Source organism: Curtobacterium sp. BNK-1, from assembly GCF_048685235.1.
Lineage (GTDB): Bacteria > Pseudomonadota > Gammaproteobacteria > Enterobacterales > Enterobacteriaceae > Pantoea > Pantoea agglomerans.
This window is the reverse complement of sequence record NZ_JBLQTJ010000001.1, coordinates 1090181-1110594: the sequence shown is the minus strand read 5'-3', so window position 1 is coordinate 1110594 and position 20414 is coordinate 1090181. Positions and strand designations below refer to the sequence as shown.

Below are 20414 nucleotides of genomic sequence, written 5' to 3'. Positions count from 1 at the left end.
TAAAAAGAAACAGTTCGCTGTGGCAACGAATGAAAACAGCCAATGGCTGTGAAAGATATTTGTGATTAGAATAGCGCCGCGGTAAAGGTTCCATTTGCAGTACTGATGCAACAGCACCTCAACGGCCTGCTCACGATAGCGAAAAACAGGCTACTCTTCAATAGGTTACATGTAAACAAGAAGTTAAACAGTGAATATTAACGTCGCAGGATTGTTAAGCGGAAATGACATTTTGTTATTGTTTGTCGTTTTAGCGCTCGGCCTCTGTCTGGGTAAGTTGCGTCTGGGCTCGGTTCAGCTGGGAAATTCGATTGGCGTATTAGTGGTTTCGCTCTTATTAGGCCAGCAGCACTTTACGATCAATACCGATGCATTGAGTCTGGGCTTTATGCTGTTTATTTTTTGTGTCGGCGTCGAAGCCGGTCCCAACTTTTTTTCCATTTTCTTTCGCGACGGCAAAAACTATTTCATGCTCGCCATCGTCATGGTGGTCAGCGCACTGTTGCTGGCGCTGGGACTGGGCAAACTCTTTGGCTGGGATATCGGTCTCACCGCCGGCATGCTGGCCGGGTCGATGACCTCAACGCCGGTGCTGGTCGGGGCGGGCGATACCCTGCGGCAAAGCATCAGCGATCCGAAGCAGCTTGGACTGATGCAGGATCAGCTGAGCCTCGGTTATGCCGTGACCTATCTGATAGGCCTGGTCAGTCTGATTTTCGGCGCACGTTATCTGCCCCGTCTGCAACATCAGGATCTGCCCACCTGCGCCCAGCAGATCGCCCGGGAGCGCGGTCTGGATGCGGACAGCCAGCGCAAAGTTTTCCTGCCGGTGATCCGCGCCTATCGCGTCGGTCCGGAACTGGTGGCATGGAGCGGCGGCAAAAACCTGCGCGAACTGGGTATCTATCGTCAGACCGGTTGCTACATTGAGCGCATCCGCCGCAACGGTATTCTCGCCAGTCCCGATGGTGATGCGGTGTTACAGCTCGGCGATGATATCTCGCTGGTGGGCTATCCCGATGCTCACGCCCGGCTCGACCCCAGCTTCCGCAACGGCAAAGAGGTTTTTGACCGCGACCTGCTGGATATGCGCATCGTCACTGAAGAGATCGTGGTGAAAAACCACAATGCGGTAAACAAACGCCTCAGCAAGTTAAACCTCACCGATCACGGCTGCTTCCTGAACCGGGTGATACGCAGTCAGATTGAGATGCCGATCGACGACAGTATCATGCTGAACAAAGGTGATGTGCTGCAGGTCAGCGGCGAGGCACGACGAGTGAAAAGCGTGGCGGATCGCATTGGCTTTATCGCGATTCACAGTCAGATGACCGATCTTTTAGCCTTCTGCGCCTTCTTTATCGTGGGTCTGATGATTGGTCTGATCACCTTCCAGTTCAGCAATTTCAGTTTTGGTATTGGTAACGCAGCGGGCCTGCTGTTTGCCGGTATTATGCTCGGCTTCCTGCGTGCCAACCATCCGACCTTTGGTTATATTCCGCAGGGCGCGCTCACTATGGTGAAAGAGTTCGGTCTGATGGTGTTTATGGCGGGAGTGGGATTGAGTGCCGGTAGCGGCATTAATCACGGCCTGAGCAGCGATGGTGCGCTGATGCTGCTGTGCGGCCTGCTGGTCAGCCTGATTCCGGTGATCATCTGCTATCTGTTTGGTGCTTATGTGTTGCGGATGAACCGCGCCCTGCTGTTTGGCGCCATCATGGGCGCACGTACCTGCGCACCGGCCATGGAGATCATCAGTGATACGGCACGCAGCAATATTCCGGCGCTGGGCTATGCCGGGACCTATGCCATCGCCAACGTGTTGCTGACGCTGGCTGGAACGCTGATTGTGATTATCTGGCCGATATTGCCCTTATAAAATTTTTTTGCCTGCGTCCAGAACTTTATTGTTAAGGGATAGTCATAATAAGTGCCACTGCTTTTCTTTGAAATTCCCAAATTGTGGAGCCCGCTGGTCTTTTTCCCGGCGGGTTTTTTTATGCCTTTTTTCGTCCCTCCCCGTCATTCCCCGCCTGATTCGCAACTTCAAGTGTCATAAAACTTAAACCGTTACACAACTCAACGGCAGATTAAGAGCCTTTCTATAGACGAACAAAACGGTAAAAAGCAGGATAGACCGCTGTTTAGTTAGCAATTTGTGCTGACTGATTGGGTGAGCGTGCTGTCGCTGACCGTTTTTTTTGCCGCTGTTATCGGACCGGGCTGGCGGGATGCTGCCAGCTGCCGTTAACCGGACTGTCTGCTGAGGAATTTATCCCGAAATGGAAGAGCTGAACCATTCACTGTTTACTGCCATTAATGCCACACCGGCTTCACCCGCCTGGTTACTGCAGCTGGCGACGTTTTTTGCCAAAGATCTGATCGCCATCGTGCCGCTGTTAATCGTAGCGATGTGGCTCTGGGGACCGCGTGATCAGGTGTCTTCGCAGCGGGTGCTGGTACTGAAAACCGGTATGGCGCTGATCTATGCGCTGGCGATCTCCTGGTCTGTGGGCCAGCTGTTGCCGCATCCCCGCCCTTTCGCTATCGGTTTTGGTTATCAGTTCCTGCATCACGCCGCCGATGACTCCTATCCCAGCGATCACGGCACCACGATATTCACCTTTGCACTGGCCTTTATCTTCTGGCATCGCCTCTGGTCAGGTGTGGTTCTGATGGTGGCCGGTTGCGCTATTGCCTGGTCGCGGGTCTACCTTGGCGTTCACTGGCCAATGGATATGCTGGGCGGGTTCCTGGTGGGTCTGCTGAGCTGTCTGGCTTCGCATCTGGCGTGGCAGTTCTATGGCGAGCGGATGCTGGCGGTAATCAATCCACTCTATCGGTCGCTATTTGCCGTGCCGATTCGCAAAGGCTGGACGCAGGATTAAGAAAGGGACGCGTTAGCGTCCCTGAAGCTGTCGGAAAAAAACTGCACCTGACAGCGGTGAGATCGAGCCTGCGCAGGGAACTGGGTCAGATCGGAAAGACGCAAAAACCGCCATCCATGGCATGCTCGGCCCGCGCCATCCCTGGCGCGGGACGCTTTCCTCTTCTGACCCAGCTCCCTGCGCGCTGAGCTAATGCGTTGCGGTTAGATCCTGTTTTAGAAACAGCGCTCGTCTGAGAGGAACATATCAGCGTCCCTGCTTACTTATGAAAACCACTTCCCGAACCAGCCATTGAATTTCATCATCACGAAATCAATCATCCGGCTGAAGAACCCGCCTTCCGGCACATCCTGCATCACCACCAGCGGCCGCTGCTCAATGGTTTTCCCGTCCAGCTGGAAATCGATGGTGCCGACTACCTGATTCTTCTTCAGCGGGGCTTCCAGCTGCGGCGTAGTGAGTCTGAAACTCGCCTTCAGATTCTTCATCTGCCCTTTAGGGATGGTCAGCGCAGCATCTTTCGCTACGCCCAGATTGACCTGGCTGCGATCACCGAACCAGACCCGCTGCTGCGCAAACGGTGCATCCGCTTTAATCGGCGTGACCGTTTCAAAGAAACGGAAGCCCCATGTCAGCAGCTTTTCACTTTCGCGGAAACGAATCGCATCGCTGGCGGTGCCCAGCACCACCGAGATCAGACGCATATCCCCTTCGGTTGCTGAAGCGACCAGATTATTCCCCGCGCCTGAGGTGTGGCCGGTTTTGACGCCATCAACCTTGAGATTGGTGCTCCACAACAGGCGGTTGCGGTTGATCTGGCGAATATTATTGAAGGTGAACTCTTTCTCTTTATTCAGCGCGTACTCTTCGGGCACATCGCGGATCAGCGCCTGAGCAATCAGCGCCATGTCACGCGCGGTACTGTACTGCCCTTCTGCATCCAGACCGTGTACCGTCATAAAGTGGGTATTCTGCAGTCCCAGCGCCTTCACGTAGTTGTTCATCAGGCCGATAAACGAATCCTGACTGCCCGCCACATAATCCGCCAGCGCAATACAGGCATCATTGCCGGACTGGATCACGATTCCCTTATTCAGCTCATGCACCGGAATACGATCGCCCGGCTTGAGGAACATCAGCGACGAGCCGCGCAGCTTAGGATTGCCGGTGGCCCAGGCATCCTGTCCGACGGTAACCAGGTCATCCGGCTTGATTTTCCCCGCTTTAATCGCCTGACCCACAACATAGCTGGTCATCATTTTAGTCAGACTGGCGGGGTCGAGGCGCTGATCGGCACTGGATTCGGTTAACACCTTACCGCTGGCGTAGTCGATCAGAATCCACGCTTTAGCATCAATGCCTGGCGCGGCGGGAGCCTGCTCAGCAAAAACGCTGACGGGGGCAAGAATCAGTAATGAAGTGGCAGCAAGGTGCCGCAGGCGAGATGTGAAGCGAGTGTTTGTCATGGGCTTGGCCGGATTGTCCTTGTTAAATCGAAATTCCAGGGGCAGAAAATTCTCACTCAAACGCTAACCCTTGACGGCAGCGAAAAAAACCGTCGAATCGTAAAGTTTTTTAGAGTTTAGTAGAGTAACCCTGGCATAAGTGCCGCGCGCGTGCCGCTTTTCCCCGATTCTGTCGCTATCAAAACTGCGTGAAATTCCGATTTTTCGCAGAAGAGTTAAGCCCGTCACAAATATCAGTTAACCTGAACGCCAGTCAGCCGAGGAGACCGACCATGGACTTAGCCCTTTTTGATCTGGATGAAACACTCATTTGTGAAGACAGCACCAGCCTGTGGCTGCGCTGGCTGGTATCACAGGGATTCGCCCCCAGTGAACTGATTGATCAGGAACAGGCATTAATGAGCCAGTACTATGCCGGTACGCTGTCGATTGAAGAGTATATGAATAAAACACTCTCCCCCCTGGCGGGCATGGCCACGCTTACCGTTGAAGGCTGGGTGCGCCGCTTCATTCACCGCGACATCATGCCACGCGTTTATCCTGCAGCCCGCGAGCGGATTGAGTGGCACCGGGCGCGTGGCGACAAGGTCATGATCATCTCCGCCAGCGGCGAGCATCTGGTGGTGCCGATTGCAGAGAAGCTGGGTGCCTGCGGCGCGCTGGCGATTGGCGTTGAAATCGTGGACGAGCGCTACAGCGGCAACACTTACGGCACCATGACCTATAAAGAGGGCAAAGTCACGCGACTGGGTGACTGGAAAGCGCTGCAGCAGGACGAGGCCTTTGACCGCACCTGGGCCTACAGCGATTCGATGAACGACCTGCCGCTACTGGAACAGGCCGATCATGCCCATGTCATCAACCCTGACGAACAGCTGCACAAGGAAGCGTTAAACCGCGGCTGGCAGGTTTATCACTGGGCGCGCTGACTCAGAGCCTGGTCCATCAGGCGTAACTGTTGCTGGCAGCCTGGACACGGACAGCGCGGCACAACCGAAACGGACACGTAGTCCGTGAGGATTACTCGCTGCGCTCGCCCCTTCAGGGCCGCCCTGACGGGCGTTCAGGTTGCTAAAGCAGCCTGTGTGAGCACTGCCCAGGCCCAGACTGACACATAAAATAGCCTGGGGACAGGCTCTTAGCCGCGGGACGCACCAGCGTCCTGCGCTAATCCCACTTTCAGCAGCTTGCCATCGGCCTCATCGGTCAGCACATAGAGCCAGCCATCCGGCCCCTGACGCACATCGCGAATGCGCGCCTTCTGATCGTCCAGCAGACGCTGCTCTTCCACCACTTTCTCGCCGTTGATACTCAGACGAATCAGGTTTTTCTCTTTCAGAGCGCCGATAAACAGCGAGTTTTTCCACTGCGGAAAACGGGCGCTATTGTAGAACGCCATGCCGCTGATGGCCGGAGAATCCTTCCAGTGATAAAGCGGCGGTTCGGTACCCGCAACCTGTGTGCCTTGTGACTCCGGCACTTTGTCACCGCTATAGTCGATGCCGTAGGTTGCCAGCGGCCAGCCGTAATTCTTGCCCCGCTCCATGATATTCACTTCATCGCCGCCGCGCGGGCCATGTTCATTTTCCCATATCTTGCCGGTCCAGGGGTTAAGCGCCAGCCCCTGCGGATTACGCAAACCATAGGCCCAGATCTCTGGCCGTGCGCCGCGCTGTTTCGCAAAGGGGTTATCGTCCGGCACGCTGCCATCGGCGTTGAGCCGCAGCAGTTTGCCCTGCAGCTTATCGAGATCCTGCGCAGCGCTGCTGGCAAAGTTATCGCCGAAGGCGATCCAGAGATAGCCCTGGGTATCAAACGCCAGCCGGGTACCGATGTTGTTGCCGCTGGAGAGCATCGGCGTCTGCCGAATCACCTCGCGGAAATCGCTGAGTTGCCGGTTATCCTTGCTCAGCGTGCCCACGCCTACCACCGCGCCCGCTTTGCCACTGCTGTTCGCTTCGGTATAGCTAAGCCAGACGCGACGACTGGTGGCAAAATCGGGTGCCAGCACGACGTCCAGCAGGCCACTCTGCCGTTCTGCCCAGACCTTTGGCACGCCCTGGATCGGCTGCGACAGGCCGCTCTCCGGGCTCCAGCTGCGCAGTTGTCCGCTACGTTCGGTAATCAGCAGCGTTTTGTTATCGGGCAGGAAGGCGACGGACCATGGATGTTGTAACTTATCCTGTAATACCTCGACCTTTACGTCGGCGGCAAACAGGGGGGCGGTACAGAACAGGGAGCCACTTAGCAACAAAGCAGTTGAGAAACGGGCCATAACGATCTCCTGACGGGATAGAATGCCCTTAAGCGTAGTCAGCCCCTCTGCAATGATGTTGAGGATTTACAAAAGATTAATCAGGGCGACAGCGCTCTGCTGTCGCCCGTCAGAGTCAGGGCGCGTTAAAACTTACCGTGTCACGCACCATCGTATCGATACCAGGCTTCAGCTCGTCAAAGGTGATCGGCGTATTGCTGTTACTGACCGTTTTGCCAAAGGCTTTGCGAACCACCCGGATCATCGGTTTGCCCGTCACCGCATCGCTGGCTTCTATCTCCAGAAACAGTTCGCTGTTCTGAGTACGATGCCCTGACGCCGCCATGGTGCTGGCAACGACCGCGGCAACCGGTACCACTTCATAAAACTGCACGCCCTGATTTTCTGCTGACACGGCGGTAATGGCGGCCCTTACCTTCAGAGTATGCGGCGTAGCCTGATTCACCAGCGGCAGGCGGGTGGCTATCGCGCCTTTTAGCTGGATCTCGGTGTAACTGAGCACCTGATCCAGCGTTTGCTGAGTGACGCGTGGCGTGGGGTGCGCCGCCGGGTAGTAGATCAGCGATGTATAAAGCACATCTTTATAATGGCTGCTTTGATAGTCAGGTGATATCCAGCGCAGAGTCGGTTCACCACTGGCTGACGACGTCGGTTGCAACTGGCTGTAATCGCTTAAAAAACCTGAATATTGCTGCTTATCAGCAACATGAGAAGTACAACCACTGAGCAGCACGGCAGAGACCGCCAGAAGAGCAGCAACGGAAGTTTTACGCATCATCAACTCGCTTGTATCAGGAAGGTTTAAGCAAGCATAGATAAGCCAGAGGGGTAATGCAGAATAACAGAGGCGATTTAACGCTGTTATGCAGAATAAATAGCAGGAAAACCCGCTGCAGAGCACAGCGGGCGAAAAAGATTACTCAAAGCAGGTATCAGGATTCTCAGACAGGGTGATGAACTGTTTGCCACCCTGGGTCAGCGCCATAATGGTGCCGCTTTCGATATCGTAAACCCAGCCGTGCAGACGCAGCTTACCGTTACGCAGCGCGACGGACACGGAAGGATGGGTTTTCATATTGTTCAGCTGGGCAATAACGTTCTCTTTGACCATCTCGTTCAGCTTCTTCTCTGGTGAGTCATACTCACGCTGCTCAACCACCGCTTTTGCCGCATCGGCATAGCGCAGCCAGTGCTCAACCGCAGGCATGGTATCCATGCAGGCGCAGGAGGCGATGGCGTTCATGGCACCACAGTTAGAGTGACCACAGATGATGATGTCGGAGACGCCCAGCGCGACCACCGCATATTCGATAGTGGCGGAGACACCGCCTGGCTCCGGGCCGAATGAGGGAACGATGTTGCCCGCATTGCGGATAACGAACAGCTCTCCTGGCTCCTGCTGCGTCACCAGTTCAGGCACCAGACGGCTATCTGAACAGGAGATGAACAGCGCTTTCGGATTTTGATTTGATGCCAGGCTTTTGAAAAGATCCTTCCTTTCAGGAAACACATTCTGCTGGAAATTCAGAAATCCGTTGATGATCTCTTTCATTATTTAGCTCTCACATTATCCATTTCATTACCTGAGGGGCATAGCCCCCTCAGTGGGGTTTGCCCGTTTATTATTAATGAAAACAAGTGAATATCAACCCGCCTTTTACCGGATGCTCTAAACAGCGGCCACTGTCAGCGTTTCGCTTGTTCACCAGTCAGAGGCTCCGCAGCCAATTTCTTTTTATAGCACGGGAAGTTATTGGAAAAAGCACGGTTTGAACCGCCCGTTTTTTTGCCTGTGCTGTAGATCGGCTTTTACGCGTTTTTTCACTACTTTACGCCCCCGGCTCGCCAGCAGAAAAGGTTTCTTGTCTGCTGTGTGAGTTTATCTGGCAAGCGTGGCGGGCTATGGCGTTTTGGGGCGTGGCGAAACGGCTGCGCATCTGGCAGCACGGGCGCTGCAGCAGAACCGTTGCAGGCAAGGAATGAGGGATAAGATTGAGCAGGACGGGTTCATTAAAACAACCCCGGCAGCAGGAGGTAACAGCTGCCGGGAGAGCAGGATTAACGCTTAGCCATACTGCTGCTGATGCGCTTTTTTACGTCGCAGATAGTCTTCATCTGCACGAAGTTTGTCCCAGTAGCCTTTGAAAACAGCCGCCGCCGCGGCTTTTTCTTCGTTGACGCCGCGCGGCAGCTCCTTGCCATCCGCATCATATTTGCGTCCGCCCTTGTGGTTGCTGTAACGGCGCGCACGGGTATACCCCATCTGAATAAATTTACGCGCCATATCCATGCCGACAAAATCATCTTTGCGCCGATACTCCTCAAACAGCGCCATGATTTTCTCAGCCGACTCTTCAGCAATGGGAACGGTACGAAAACGCCAGTGTGGCAGTATTTCGCCTTTATAAGGCTCGACCATCAGCACGCCCTGCTCACCACGCCCGACCTGATAAAGCTCGGGGTGCTGGCGGAAGTCGATAGTGCTGAAGTCCTGATCATAATCGAAAGGTTTCATCTCTTTAGTTTAGGATCAAGTGCGTCGCGCAGCCCGTCTCCGAGTAAATTAAATGCCAGAACGGTAAGGAAGATGGCCAGGCTGGGGAAAATTGCCACGTGAGGCGCGATAACCATGTCGGCCCGCGCCTCATTCAGCATCGCCCCCCACTCCGGCGTAGGCGGTTGTGCGCCCAGCCCCAGAAACGACAGGCTGGCCGCGGTAATGATTGAGGTACCGACCCGCATGGTGAAATAGACCACAATCGGCGATACCGTGCCGGGCAGGATATGCCGCATCAGGATAGTCCAGTCAGAAGCGCCGATGCTGCGTGCCGACTCAATATAGGTCTGATGCTTCAGCACCAGCGTATTGCCGCGAACCAGCCGGGCAAAAGCCGGGATACTGAAGATAGCGACTGCCACAATCACATTACTCATGCCGCTGCCCATAATCGCCACCACCGCAATCGCCAGCAAAATGCCGGGAAAGGCAAACAGCACATCGCAGATACGCATGGTGATGCGGTCCCACCAGCCTTCGTAATAGCCGGCTAACAGACCAAAGAATGTGCCGATCAGCGCGCCGATCACCACCGAAAAGAAGCCCGCAATCAGGGAAATCCGCGTGCCGACCAGCACCCGACTGAAAATGTCACGCCCCAGCGAATCGACGCCAAACAGATGCATCAGCGAGGGGCCGTCATTGAGCCGGTCATAATCGAAGTAGTTCTCTGCGTCGAACGGCGCAATCCATGGGGCGATAACCGCCAGCACAATCAGTACCAGCACAAACAGCCCGGCCAGCAGCGCCACCGGCTGCCCTCTGAAACGCCGCCAGAATTCACGCCACGGCGTTCGCACCCGATTCTCCGCAATCAGCGGCATCGTTTTCAGTGCCGCTTCGCGTCGCCAGTTTTTCATCGCGACTCCTTAAAGCGAATAGCGGGATTAATCACCGCATAGAGCATGTCGACAAACAGGTTAATCAGAATAAACTCCAGTGAAAACAGCAAAACTTCCGCCTGAATAACCGGGTAGTCGCGCATCGCCACGGAATCGACCAGCAGTCGCCCCAGGCCCGGCCAGTTAAACACCACCTCGACCACGATCGATCCGCCCAGCAGGAAACCAAACTGCAGCCCCATCATCGTCACCACCGGGATCATGGCGTTGCGCAGGCCATGCTTCACCACCACCAGCGACTCGCGCACCCCTTTGGCCCGGGCGGTCCGCATATAATCTTCCTGCATCACCTCCACGAACGAGGCACGGGTAAAGCGCGCCATCACCGCCGCCACCGCCGCACCCAGGGTGATGGAGGGCAGAATGTAATGTTTCCAGCTCTCTGCACCGACGGTTGGCAGCCATCCCAGTTCAACTGAGAAGACCTGCATCAGCAGCATGCCCAGCGCAAAGGCGGGAAACGAAATGCCCGACACCGCCAGCGTCATCCCCAGTCGATCGGGCCAGCGATTGCGCCAGACAGCAGAAACGATGCCGATTGCCATGCCAAAAATCACGGCCCAGATCATGCTGACCAGCGTCAGCCACAGGGTCGGCATAAAGCGTGAGGCGATCTCCTCCGCGACCGGCCGCTTCGAGACCATCGACTGGCCGAAATCGCCCTGCAGCGCATTCAGCATAAAGTGCCAGAACTGCTGCGGCAGCGGCAGGTCGAGTCCCAGCTCCTGACGCACCAGCGCCACCACCGAGGCATCGGCTTCCGGCCCGGCGATCAGACGCGCCGGGTCGCCCGGCAGCAGGTGAACAAACAGGAACACCAGCACCGCCACAATCAGCAGCGTGGGGATCAGCCCAAAGAGTCGTTTGAGAAAATAGTTAAACATGCAACATCCTGCAGCTGCGGCCAGCCTCACGGGCTGGCCGGCTCCGTTACTTCAGAGTTGCCTCATCGAAATTGAATGAGGTATCGGGCATCACATAAAAACCGCTCAGGTTTTTGCTGTTGGCAGAAACCAGCTGCTCAACTACCAGTGGGATCCACGGATGATCCTGCCAGATGGTATCCTGCGCATCTTTGTAGAGACGCGCTTTCTCGGCACGATCGGTGGTTTTCAGCGCATCAGCCAGATCTTTATCGACCTTAGGATTGCTGTAAAACGCGGTATTGAAGATCGCCGGTGGCCAGGCCGTAGTAGCAAACAGTGGCGTCAGTGCCCAGTCCGCTTCGCCGGTTGAGGCGGACCAGCCGGTGTAGAACATGCGCACGCCGCTCTCTTTCTGGCCCTTGCCTTCTACTTCAGCGGCACGCTGACCCGCATCCATCGCCGTAACTTTAACTTTCACGCCAACCTGCGCCAGCTGCTGCTGGGTGAACTGCAACACTTTCTGCGCGGTGCTGTGGTTGTGTGACGACCAGAGCGTGGTTTCAAACCCGTTCGGGTAACCCGCCTCTTTCAGCAGGGCTTTCGCTTTGGCCGGATCGTAGCTGATGGCCGGATAGGTCTGAGCGAAGTCGATGGTGGGCGGCACGATGCCGGTAGCAGGCGTGGCGTAACCGGAGAACGCCACTTTCGCCAGCGCCTGACGGTTGATGGCATACTCCAGCGCTTCACGCACCTTCGGATTATCGAACGGCTTCTGAGTGACGTTAAGGCTGATGTAACGCTGCATAATCGATGGCGTGGTTACCACAGCAAGCTTGCTGTTCTTCTCCAGCAGTTTTGCCTGCTCATAGGGCACCGGGAAAGCAAAGTTCGCTTCGCCGGTCTGCAGCATCGCCGCGCGGGTGTTGTTATCCACCACCGGTCGCCAGGTAATGCTGTCCAGCTTCGGATAGCCCGGCTTCCAGTAGCCGTCCCACTTTTTCACCTTCACAAAATCGGTCTGGTTCCAGGTTTCGAACACAAACGGGCCGGTTCCTACCGGATGGAAACCGATCTCTTTGCCATATTTTTTCAGCGCGGTGGGTGAAATCATCGCCGCCGCCGGATGGGCCAGAATGTTGATAAAGGCGGAGAACGGCTCTTTCAGCGTTACTTTTACCGTAGTTGGATCCACCACTTCGGTGCTGGCGATATGTTTAAACAGGTTGTAGCGCTTGAGATGGTTATCCGGATTGCTGGCGCGATCGAGGTTGACCTTTACCGCTTCCGCATTGAAGTCAGTGCCATCCTGGAATTTAACTCCGGAACGCAGTTTGATGGTGTAGGTCAGGCCGTCGGCGCTGGCCTGATAGCTCTCAGCCAGCACGTTAGTGAGCTTCATCTCTTTATCAAAGCCAAACAGGCCCTGATAGAAGGATTTCGCGACAGCCTGCGACAGCGTGTCGTTGGCGTCATAGGGATCGAGAGTGGTGAAGTTGGACGCGACGGCAATCACCGCATCCTGTGCTGCCCAGGCGGGCAATGCCATTGCGCTGCTTAACACGCCAGCCGCCAGTAACCCTTTACGCATCGTAATCTGCATCTTGTTCTCCTGTAATCCCTGTCGGGTTGGTCGCCGGGGCGACATCGTCACTGTTCAGGTCGCACTGATAACGTGGCGGGCGACGAAATGGCCCGGAGCCACCTCCATCAGCGGCGCCACTTCAGGTTCATCCCCTAACGCATGAATCGGGCTGGGGATCTCATCGACCAGTAAGGCTCGTTCGCGACGCCGGTGAGCCGGATCGGCTACCGGCACCGCCGCCATGAGTTTTCGGGTATAAGGGTGCTGAGGCTGCTCAAACACCGCCTGACGCGGCCCCATCTCGACAATCTGACCGAGATACATCACCGCCACGCGGTGGCTGATACGCTCCACCACCGCCATATCGTGAGAAATAAACAGGAAGGCGATGCCAAACTCGCGCTGCAGGTCGAGCATCAGATTAATTATCTGCGCCTGAATTGACACATCCAGCGCCGAGACGGACTCATCGGCGATCACCACTTTGGGGTTTAGCGCCAGCGCGCGGGCTATACAGATGCGCTGACGCTGGCCGCCGGAAAACTCATGGGGATAGCGCTGAGCATGTTCCGGCAGCAGACCCACTTTATCCAGCAGCCAGGCAACGCGCTGCTCCGCCTCGCGACGCGGCATCGCCTTGTGAACCAGCAGCGGCTCCATAATGGAGAAGCCAACCGTCAGCCGGGGATCGAGCGAGGCGTAGGGATCCTGGAAGATAAACTGAATGTCGCGTCGCAGATGGGCCAGCGCGGCACCCGACAAATGGTCTATCCGCTGTCCGTCAAAGATCAGGGTGCCACCCTGACTGGCAACCAGCTTCAGCAGCGATCGCCCGGTGGTCGATTTACCACAGCCAGACTCGCCCACCAGCGCCAGCGTCTCACCGGCATAGAGATCAAAACTGACTTTTTCGACGGCATGCACCCGGCTTTTGACGCGGTTCAGCAGGCCGCCGCGAATATCAAAGCGGGTGACCAGATCGCGCACCTGCAAAATGGGTGGCTGCAGGCGGCGAACCGTATCCTGCGGAACGTCATCAACGGCATCGCTGTGCAGCAACGGAAATTTGGCCGGCAGGGGCTGGCCCTGCATCGAACCGAGCTTTGGCACCGCCGCCAGCAGCGCCTGGGTATAGGGCTGCTGCGGTGCGCTGAACAGCTCAGCGACCGGAGCATTTTCTACCACTTCGCCGCGATACATCACCTGAACCCGATCGGCCATTTCGGCGACCACGCCCATATCGTGAGTGATAAAAATCACCCCCATCTGCATCTCTTTTTGCAGCACGCGGATAAGCTGCAGAATCTGCGCCTGGATGGTGACGTCGAGCGCGGTGGTCGGCTCATCGGCAATCAGCAGGGCCGGTTTGCAGCAGAGCGCCATGGCGATCATCACGCGCTGACGCATCCCGCCCGACAGTTGATGCGGGAAGCGGGATAACACATTTTGCGCATCCGGGATTCGTACCAGATCCAGCATACGGCGCGCTTCGGCCAGCGCGCCGGCGTGGCTCAGGCCCTGATGCAGACGGATGGATTCCGCGATCTGCTCGCCCACGGAGAAGACCGGATTCAGTGAGGTCATCGGCTCCTGAAAGATCATCGCCATATCCGCACCGCGCACCCGCCGCATCTGACCTTTTGAGGCGCGCATCAGATCCAGCACGTCGCCGTTGCGACGCCGCAACAGCACCTCGCCGCTGACCCTCCCGCCAGCCTGCTCAATCAGCCGCATCAACGCCAGCGAGGTCACTGATTTCCCCGAGCCTGACTCCCCCACCAGCGCCAGCGTTTCGCCGCGAAACAGATCGAGTGACAAATGACGCACCGCGTCAGTAACGGTGGTTTCGTGCTGAAAACGCACATTGAGATCGCGCACCGCCAGGACCTGCTCAGGGGCCAGCGGCGGTAACGTTTGCCTGTCGCTCATCTCTGCTCCTTAACTTTCGCGATAGATAGCGACGTCTGCCACTTCGCCAACCCGCGCCACACCGCGATACATCCCTTCGCTGTTGAACGGCAGCGCTACGTTGCCTGCGCGGTCGACGGCAATCAGCCCCCCGCTGCCGCCCAGCTCCAGCACGCTGTCATGAATAACATTAACCGTAGCCTGCTGCAGTGAGCGCCCGGCGTAGCGCATCTGCGCTGCCACATCGTAGGCCGCCAGCGTCCGCATAAAGACTTCCCCGGTGCCGGTACAGGAGACCGCCACGCTGTCGTTACTGGCGTAGCAGCCTGCGCCCGGCAGCGGCGAGTCGCCGACCCGTCCGGCCTGCTTGTTGGTCATACCGCCCGTTGACGTGGCGGCCGCGAGGTTGCCCTCAAGATCCAGCGCGACGGCCCCCACCGTACCAAACTTACGGTCCGGGTCGAGCGGGTCATCGCTGTGCGCGGCACCATCATGGTCCAGCACTGCCGTATCGCTGTTCAGCGCGCGCTGCAACTGCTCCCAGCGTTCCGGAGTCGAGAAGTAATCAGGCGTGACCGTTTCCAGCCCGTGCGCCTCAGCAAACTGCTCTGCGCCCTCGCCGATAAACAGCACATGCTCGCTATGTTCCAGCACGGCACGTGCCGCCAGCACCGGATTCCGTACCCGCGTTACGCCCGCGACCGCCCCTGCACCCAGCGTGCGGCCATCCATGATGCAGGCATCGAGTTCATGGGTGCCCTGATGGGTGAAGACCGCGCCTTTACCGGCGTTGAACAGCGGACACTCTTCCAGTAGCCGCACCGCTTCGGTCACCGCATCGAGTGCGCTGCCGCCCTGAGCCAGTATCTGCTGGCCCTGAGTGACAATATCGTGTAGCGCCTGACGATAGAGTTGCTCTTTTTCGGCGCTCATTGCTGAGCGCGTAATGGCACCGGCGCCTCCATGAATGGCGATCACTGCATTGACCATAACGATCTACCCTGTGGTTGCATCAGGACGAAAAACACTGATTTAAAATGGTTTTCACCCATTTTTGGTGATTTTTGACTATAGAAAGCCTGCTAAGTGTTGTAAAGCGGAAACTGTTCCTGTGGTTATAACCTTTTCTTACCGCCATATTTCACTTTGGCCACAACAACAGGCAAGTCAGGCCGACACCGATGTGACTCAGCGGCTAATTCCCACCATAATAGGCAGCATCTGAGATAACCAGGCTGGAATATCCATGGAAAGTTTTACTGCAGGCTTGATCTCCCTTGAGGAGGCACAACAAAAAATGCTGTCACAGCTGACGCCCGTCACCGACTCTCTTAGCGTGCCGCTGGCCGAAGCGGTCGGGCGTATCACCGCCAAAGCGGTGACCTCACCGATTGCCGTGCCGCCATTTGATAACTCTGCGATGGATGGCTACGCCGTCAGGCTGGCAGACGCCAGCAGCGGTCAGCCGCTGCCAGTGGCGGGTAAAGCCTTTGCCGGCGCACCGTTTAGCGGTGAGTGGCCGCAGGGCAGCGTGATTCGCATCATGACCGGTGCGCCGGTGCCTGCAGGCTGTGAAGCAGTAGTGATGCAGGAGCAGACCGAAACACAGGGTGATGCGATTATGATCACCGCGCCGGTCCGTCCCGGACAGAACATTCGTCTCATCGGCGATGACATTCAGCCAGGCACCGTGGTGCTGGAAGCGGGAACGCGTCTGGGTGCCGCGGAGCTGCCACTGCTCGCCTCACTGGGTATCGCGCAGGTCAGCGTGCTGCGAAAACTGCGGGTCGCTATCTTCTCCACCGGTGATGAACTCCAGCCGGTAGGCGAGCCGCTGGCCGAAGGCCAGATCTACGACACCAACCGCTTTGCGGTATCACTGATGCTGCATAAGCTGGGTTGCGAAGTCATCGACCTTGGCATCATCAAAGATGACCCGGCCGCACTGCGTGCTGCTTTCACCGAGGCCGATCGGCAGGCGGATGTCGTGATTACTACCGGCGGCGTCTCGGTGGGCGAAGCGGACTTCACCAAAACGATGCTGGAAGAGCTTGGTGCCATCAGCTTCTGGAAGCTGGCGATCAAGCCTGGCAAGCCATTTGCCTTTGGCCGCCTCAACAGCAGCTGGTTCTGCGGCCTGCCAGGTAATCCGGTCTCCGCCGCCGTGACCTTTTATCAGCTCGTTCAGCCGCTGCTTGCCACCCTCACCGGCCAGCAAAAATCAGCATTGCCACCACGTCAGAAAGTGCGCTGCGCCTCGCGGCTGAAAAAGTCACCTGGCCGGCTCGATTTTCAGCGCGGCATCCTGCGACAGACCGCACAGGGCGAACTGGAGGTGGAAACCACCGGGATGCAGGGTTCGCACGTCTTCAGCTCCTTCGCCCAGGCAAACTGTTTTATTGTGCTGGAACGGGATCGCGGCAATGTTGAACCGGGCGAATGGGTCGAGGTGGAACCGTTCAACGCCCTGCTGGAGGCGTAAATGCTGCCTGAATTAAGCGATGAGGAGATGCTGCGCTACAACCGGCAGATTGTATTGCGCGGCTTTGATTTCGACGGTCAGGAGCGGCTGAAAGCGAGTCATGCGCTGGTCGTGGGGCTGGGCGGACTCGGCTGCGCCGCTGCGCCCTATCTGGCGGCTGCCGGTGTCGGTAGCCTGACGCTGCTCGACTTCGATACCGTGTCGCACTCCAACCTGCAACGGCAGATCCTGCATCACGATGCTGACATTGGCCGCGCCAAAGTGGACTCCGCCGCACAAAGCCTGGCCGCCATCAATCCGCACTGCCAGCTGCATCCGGTTAATGGACAGCTGGACGATGCAGCGCTGCTGGCGCTGATCGCCCGGCAGCAGGTGGTGCTGGACTGCACTGACAACGTTGCAGTGCGTGAGCAGCTTAACCGGCTCTGTCGTCAGCAGCGGGTGCCACTGGTCTCCGGCGCCGCGATTCGGATGGAAGGTCAGATCAGCGTATTCAACTGGCAGCCCGGCACACCCTGCTATCGTTGCATCAGCCGCCTGTTTGGGGAACAAACCCTGAGTTGCGTGGAAGCGGGCGTCATGGCTCCGCTGGTTGGCGTGATTGGTGCGATGCAGGCGATGGAAGCGATTAAAGTGCTGACGGCATTTGGCACGCCCGCCACCAGCCGGTTGCTGATGTACGATGCGATGAGCGCGGAGTTCCGCAGCATGAAGGTGGCGCAGGATGCGCACTGTGAAGTGTGTGGTGGTAGCGCGTAGCGTCGGCAGGAACGCCTGTGCTTCATGAAGCCCGCACCGTGGTGAAGTTTTTACCTGCTTAGGGAACACGGTCAGATCGGAAAGTCGCTTAAACCATCCATGGGCGCTCGGCCCGCGCCATCCATGGCGCGGGACGCTTTCCTCCTCTGACCGTGTTCCCTGCGCCTTAAGTATATGCGTTGCTGCCAGATAATCCCTGAGCCTGGCATCCTGCCCAACCCACACCATCTAACAAGCTAAAAGCATATAACTCATTCATTGCCACCAAAAAAACAGGGTGGCCTGCGCCACCCCGTTTCAATCAGACGATACCCTGACTCCGCAGGTAATCTTCGTAATTACCGGTGAAGTCCACCACGCGGTCTGCTTTCAGCTCTATCACGCGGGTTGCCAGCGAGCTGACAAATTCACGGTCGTGTGAAACAAACACCAGCGTGCCTTCATACATCTCCAGCGCCATATTGAGCGATTCAATCGACTCCATATCGAGGTGGTTGGTCGGCTCATCCATAATCAGAATGTTCGGTTTTTCCATCATCAGCTTACCGAACAGCATACGACCCTTCTCTCCACCGGAAAGCACTTTGGCCGGCTTCTTAATATCATCCTGCGAAAACAGCAGGCGACCCAGAATACCGCGAATGGTCTGCTCATCATCGCCAGGCTGTTTCCACTGACTCATCCAGTCAAATACCGTCAGGTCATTGGCAAAATCATCGGCGTGATCCTGAGCGTAATAACCAATACGCGCATTCTCTGACCATTTAACGCTGCCGTTATCTGGCGTCAGCTGACCCACCAGCGATTTTAACAGTGTTGATTTACCGATACCGTTGGCACCGATCACCGCCAGCTTCTCACCCACTTCCAGCAGCAGATTTAAATTCTTAAACAGCGGACCGTTATCAAATCCTTTGGTCAAACCTTCCACTTCCAGCGCATTACGGAACAACTTCTTGTCCTGCTCAAAGCGGATAAACGGGTTCTGACGGCTGGAGGCTTTCACTTCATCCAGTTTAATTTTATCCATCTGCTTAGCGCGTGATGTCGCCTGACGCGATTTAGAGGCGTTGGCGCTAAAACGACTGACGAACGATTGTAAGTCAGCAATCTGCGCTTTTTTCTTGGCGTTATCGGATAACAGACGTTCACGCGCCTGGGTCGCCGCGGTCATATATTCGTCATAATTACCGGAATAAACCCGCAGCTCGCCATAATCCAAATCAGCCATGTGCGTACAGACCATATTAAGGAAGTGACGGTCATGCGAAATGATAATCATGGTGCTGTCACGCTCGTTCAGCACCTGCTCCAGCCAGCGAATAGTATCGATGTCCAGGTTGTTCGTCGGTTCGTCGAGTAACAGAATATCAGGATTAGAAAACAGCGCCTGCGCCAGCAGCACACGTAATTTAAAGCCCGGCGCAATTTCGCTCATCGGGCCATAATGCTGCTCAACCGGAATGCCGACGCCGAGTAATAACTCACCGGCACGAGACTCCGCGCTATAGCCGTCCATCTCACCGTAAAGTGCCTCAAGATCGCCGACTTTATACCCCTCTTCTTCGCTCATTTCTGGCAAAGAATAAATACGGTCGCGCTCCTGTTTCACTTCCCATAACTCATGGTGACCCATGATAACGGTGTCCAGTACGCTAAATTGTTCAAAGGCGAACTGATCCTGACGCAACTTACCGATGCGCTCGTTGGGATCGTAAGAAACATTGCCGCCTGAAGGCACCAGATCGCCACCCAAAATCTTCATGAAGGTGGATTTTCCGCTGCCGTTCGCACCGATTAAACCGTAACGATTACCGCCGCCAAATTTAACGGAGATATTTTCGAACAGTGGCTTGCTGCCAAACTGCATGGTGATATTGCTGCTAACTAACACGGCATTGACCTTTGTGAAGAGAATGGATGAAAAAACGGCGGCTATTATGCCAGATGTGACGCAGCGCACGCCAGCGTCAGCCGTGGATTCCTTGCGGGGTGATTGATATCCCGGCAGAAATAAAAAAGCCGGAAGGCCATGATGGCCCCCCGGCTCCCACTTACAAGGATTGTGTCGATCAATCGATCAGGAAACTGTCCAGGCTTTTACCGGAATCCAGCGCTTTTTTAATCGCTGCCGGGGTACGGCCCTGGCCAGTCCAGGATTTCTGCTCACCATTTTCGTCGGTGTAAGAATATTTAGCCGGACGCGGCGCACGCTTGGTACGTTTTTTTCCGCTTTCCAGTGCACCTAATAATTCATTAGGATCGATGCCGTCAGCCAGCAGCATTTCGCGATATTTAGAAAGCTTTTCTTCTTTTTCGCGATTCTGCGTCTCTTCCGCTTCTGCTTCTTCACGGCGCTCAGTAACAACAACCGTTAATTTTTCCAGGATCTCTTCAAGATCGGTCAGTGGCAGTTCACGAGCCTGGGCACGTAATGTGCGAATATTGTTCAGTACCTTAAATGCGTCACTCATCACAATGTCCTTGATTAAGGGGGGTTAATAAAACTGTAGCGCCAAGACTACCTAATTCAAATAAAAAAATAAATTATTTTTACGCTACAGATAATTCCTAAGTATTAATTCGGGCAAAACAGAGCTATTAAAATCGGGCGTGCCTGACCTTTTATTAACGCTGAATTAACAACAAATGGCACTTTTACTCAGGAGTTGAAAACGATTTCAGGCAGATTATCCCGGCATAAGGCAGTTAACGCTATCAACTAAATG

The 20414-nt window shown here is 56.0% G+C and carries 17 protein-coding genes; 5 read left to right on the top strand and 12 right to left on the bottom strand.

Annotation, left to right across the window (positions count from 1 at the left end; translation table 11 throughout):
- Window positions 1-190: 190 nt before the first annotated feature.
- Window positions 191-1879: an aspartate:alanine antiporter gene (locus ACMGGP_RS05300; protein WP_010254410.1), complete on the top strand. Its 1689-nt coding sequence runs from the start codon at window positions 191-193 to the stop codon at window positions 1877-1879.
- Between the two features lie 403 nt (window positions 1880-2282).
- Window positions 2283-2888, top strand: coding sequence for an undecaprenyl-diphosphate phosphatase (gene ybjG, locus ACMGGP_RS05295; protein WP_010254408.1), 606 nt, complete (start codon window positions 2283-2285; stop codon window positions 2886-2888).
- A 263-nt stretch (window positions 2889-3151) separates the two neighbouring features.
- On the opposite strand, the gene ACMGGP_RS05290 is transcribed toward ybjG, so the two are convergent.
- Window positions 3152-4354 carry a serine hydrolase gene (locus ACMGGP_RS05290; RefSeq protein ID WP_010254406.1) on the bottom strand — a complete coding sequence of 401 codons (1203 nt, stop codon included), beginning with the start codon at window positions 4352-4354 and terminating at the stop codon, window positions 3152-3154.
- A gap of 272 nt (window positions 4355-4626) precedes the next feature.
- Between ACMGGP_RS05290 and ACMGGP_RS05285 the strand changes: the two genes are divergently transcribed.
- Window positions 4627-5283, top strand: a complete 657-nt coding sequence (locus ACMGGP_RS05285) for an HAD family hydrolase (protein WP_022625965.1) — start codon at window positions 4627-4629, stop codon at window positions 5281-5283.
- Window positions 5284-5492: 209 nt separating this feature from the next.
- Here the strand turns inward: ACMGGP_RS05285 and ACMGGP_RS05280 are convergent, their stop codons facing one another.
- The 9 genes from ACMGGP_RS05280 to ACMGGP_RS05240 form a co-directional block, all read right to left on the bottom strand.
- Complete coding sequence (locus ACMGGP_RS05280; RefSeq protein WP_498798241.1) at window positions 5493-6629, bottom strand: PQQ-dependent sugar dehydrogenase; 1137 nt, start codon at window positions 6627-6629, stop codon at window positions 5493-5495.
- Between the two features lie 115 nt (window positions 6630-6744).
- On the bottom strand, window positions 6745-7407 hold the full coding sequence (locus ACMGGP_RS05275) for a DUF3313 family protein (RefSeq protein ID WP_250488697.1): 663 nt from the start codon (window positions 7405-7407) through the stop codon (window positions 6745-6747).
- A 138-nt stretch (window positions 7408-7545) separates the two neighbouring features.
- Window positions 7546-8181, bottom strand: coding sequence for a carbonic anhydrase (locus ACMGGP_RS05270; protein WP_010254395.1), 636 nt, complete (start codon window positions 8179-8181; stop codon window positions 7546-7548).
- 513 nt (window positions 8182-8694) lie between these two features.
- Window positions 8695-9144 (bottom strand): DUF4385 domain-containing protein, encoded by a 450-nt coding sequence (locus ACMGGP_RS05265; protein WP_010254385.1) that lies wholly within the window; start codon window positions 9142-9144, stop codon window positions 8695-8697.
- The gene (gene gsiD / locus ACMGGP_RS05260; RefSeq protein ID WP_010254377.1) at window positions 9141-10046 is read right to left on the bottom strand and encodes a glutathione ABC transporter permease GsiD; all 906 of its coding nucleotides are present in this window, start codon (window positions 10044-10046) and stop codon (window positions 9141-9143) included. The genes ACMGGP_RS05265 and gsiD overlap by 4 nt, the downstream gene beginning before the upstream one ends.
- A complete protein-coding gene (gsiC, locus tag ACMGGP_RS05255; RefSeq protein WP_010254376.1) occupies window positions 10043-10972 on the bottom strand; it encodes a glutathione ABC transporter permease GsiC in 930 nt (309 codons plus the stop codon). Before gsiC ends, gsiD begins: the two co-directional genes overlap by 4 nt.
- A 46-nt stretch (window positions 10973-11018) precedes the next feature.
- A complete protein-coding gene (gsiB, locus tag ACMGGP_RS05250; RefSeq protein ID WP_010669736.1) occupies window positions 11019-12554 on the bottom strand; it encodes a glutathione ABC transporter substrate-binding protein GsiB in 1536 nt (511 codons plus the stop codon).
- A gap of 54 nt (window positions 12555-12608) precedes the next feature.
- Window positions 12609-14465 (bottom strand): dipeptide ABC transporter ATP-binding protein, encoded by a 1857-nt coding sequence (locus ACMGGP_RS05245; protein WP_498798240.1) that lies wholly within the window; start codon window positions 14463-14465, stop codon window positions 12609-12611.
- Between the two features lie 9 nt (window positions 14466-14474).
- Window positions 14475-15434 (bottom strand): isoaspartyl peptidase/L-asparaginase family protein, encoded by a 960-nt coding sequence (locus ACMGGP_RS05240; protein ID WP_010254371.1) that lies wholly within the window; start codon window positions 15432-15434, stop codon window positions 14475-14477.
- A 256-nt stretch (window positions 15435-15690) separates the two neighbouring features.
- Between ACMGGP_RS05240 and moeA the strand changes: the two genes are divergently transcribed.
- Window positions 15691-16926 carry a molybdopterin molybdotransferase MoeA gene (moeA, locus tag ACMGGP_RS05235; protein WP_045140591.1) on the top strand — a complete coding sequence of 412 codons (1236 nt, stop codon included), beginning with the start codon at window positions 15691-15693 and terminating at the stop codon, window positions 16924-16926.
- Window positions 16927-17685: a molybdopterin-synthase adenylyltransferase MoeB gene (gene moeB, locus ACMGGP_RS05230; RefSeq protein WP_033771233.1), complete on the top strand. Its 759-nt coding sequence runs from the start codon at window positions 16927-16929 to the stop codon at window positions 17683-17685.
- Between the two features lie 301 nt (window positions 17686-17986).
- On the opposite strand, the gene ACMGGP_RS05225 is transcribed toward moeB, so the two are convergent.
- On the bottom strand, window positions 17987-19579 hold the full coding sequence (locus ACMGGP_RS05225) for an ABC-F family ATPase (protein ID WP_010254366.1): 1593 nt from the start codon (window positions 19577-19579) through the stop codon (window positions 17987-17989).
- Window positions 19580-19757: 178 nt separating this feature from the next.
- Complete coding sequence (locus ACMGGP_RS05220; protein WP_003850507.1) at window positions 19758-20159, bottom strand: H-NS family histone-like protein; 402 nt, start codon at window positions 20157-20159, stop codon at window positions 19758-19760.
- Window positions 20160-20414 lie beyond the last annotated feature (255 nt).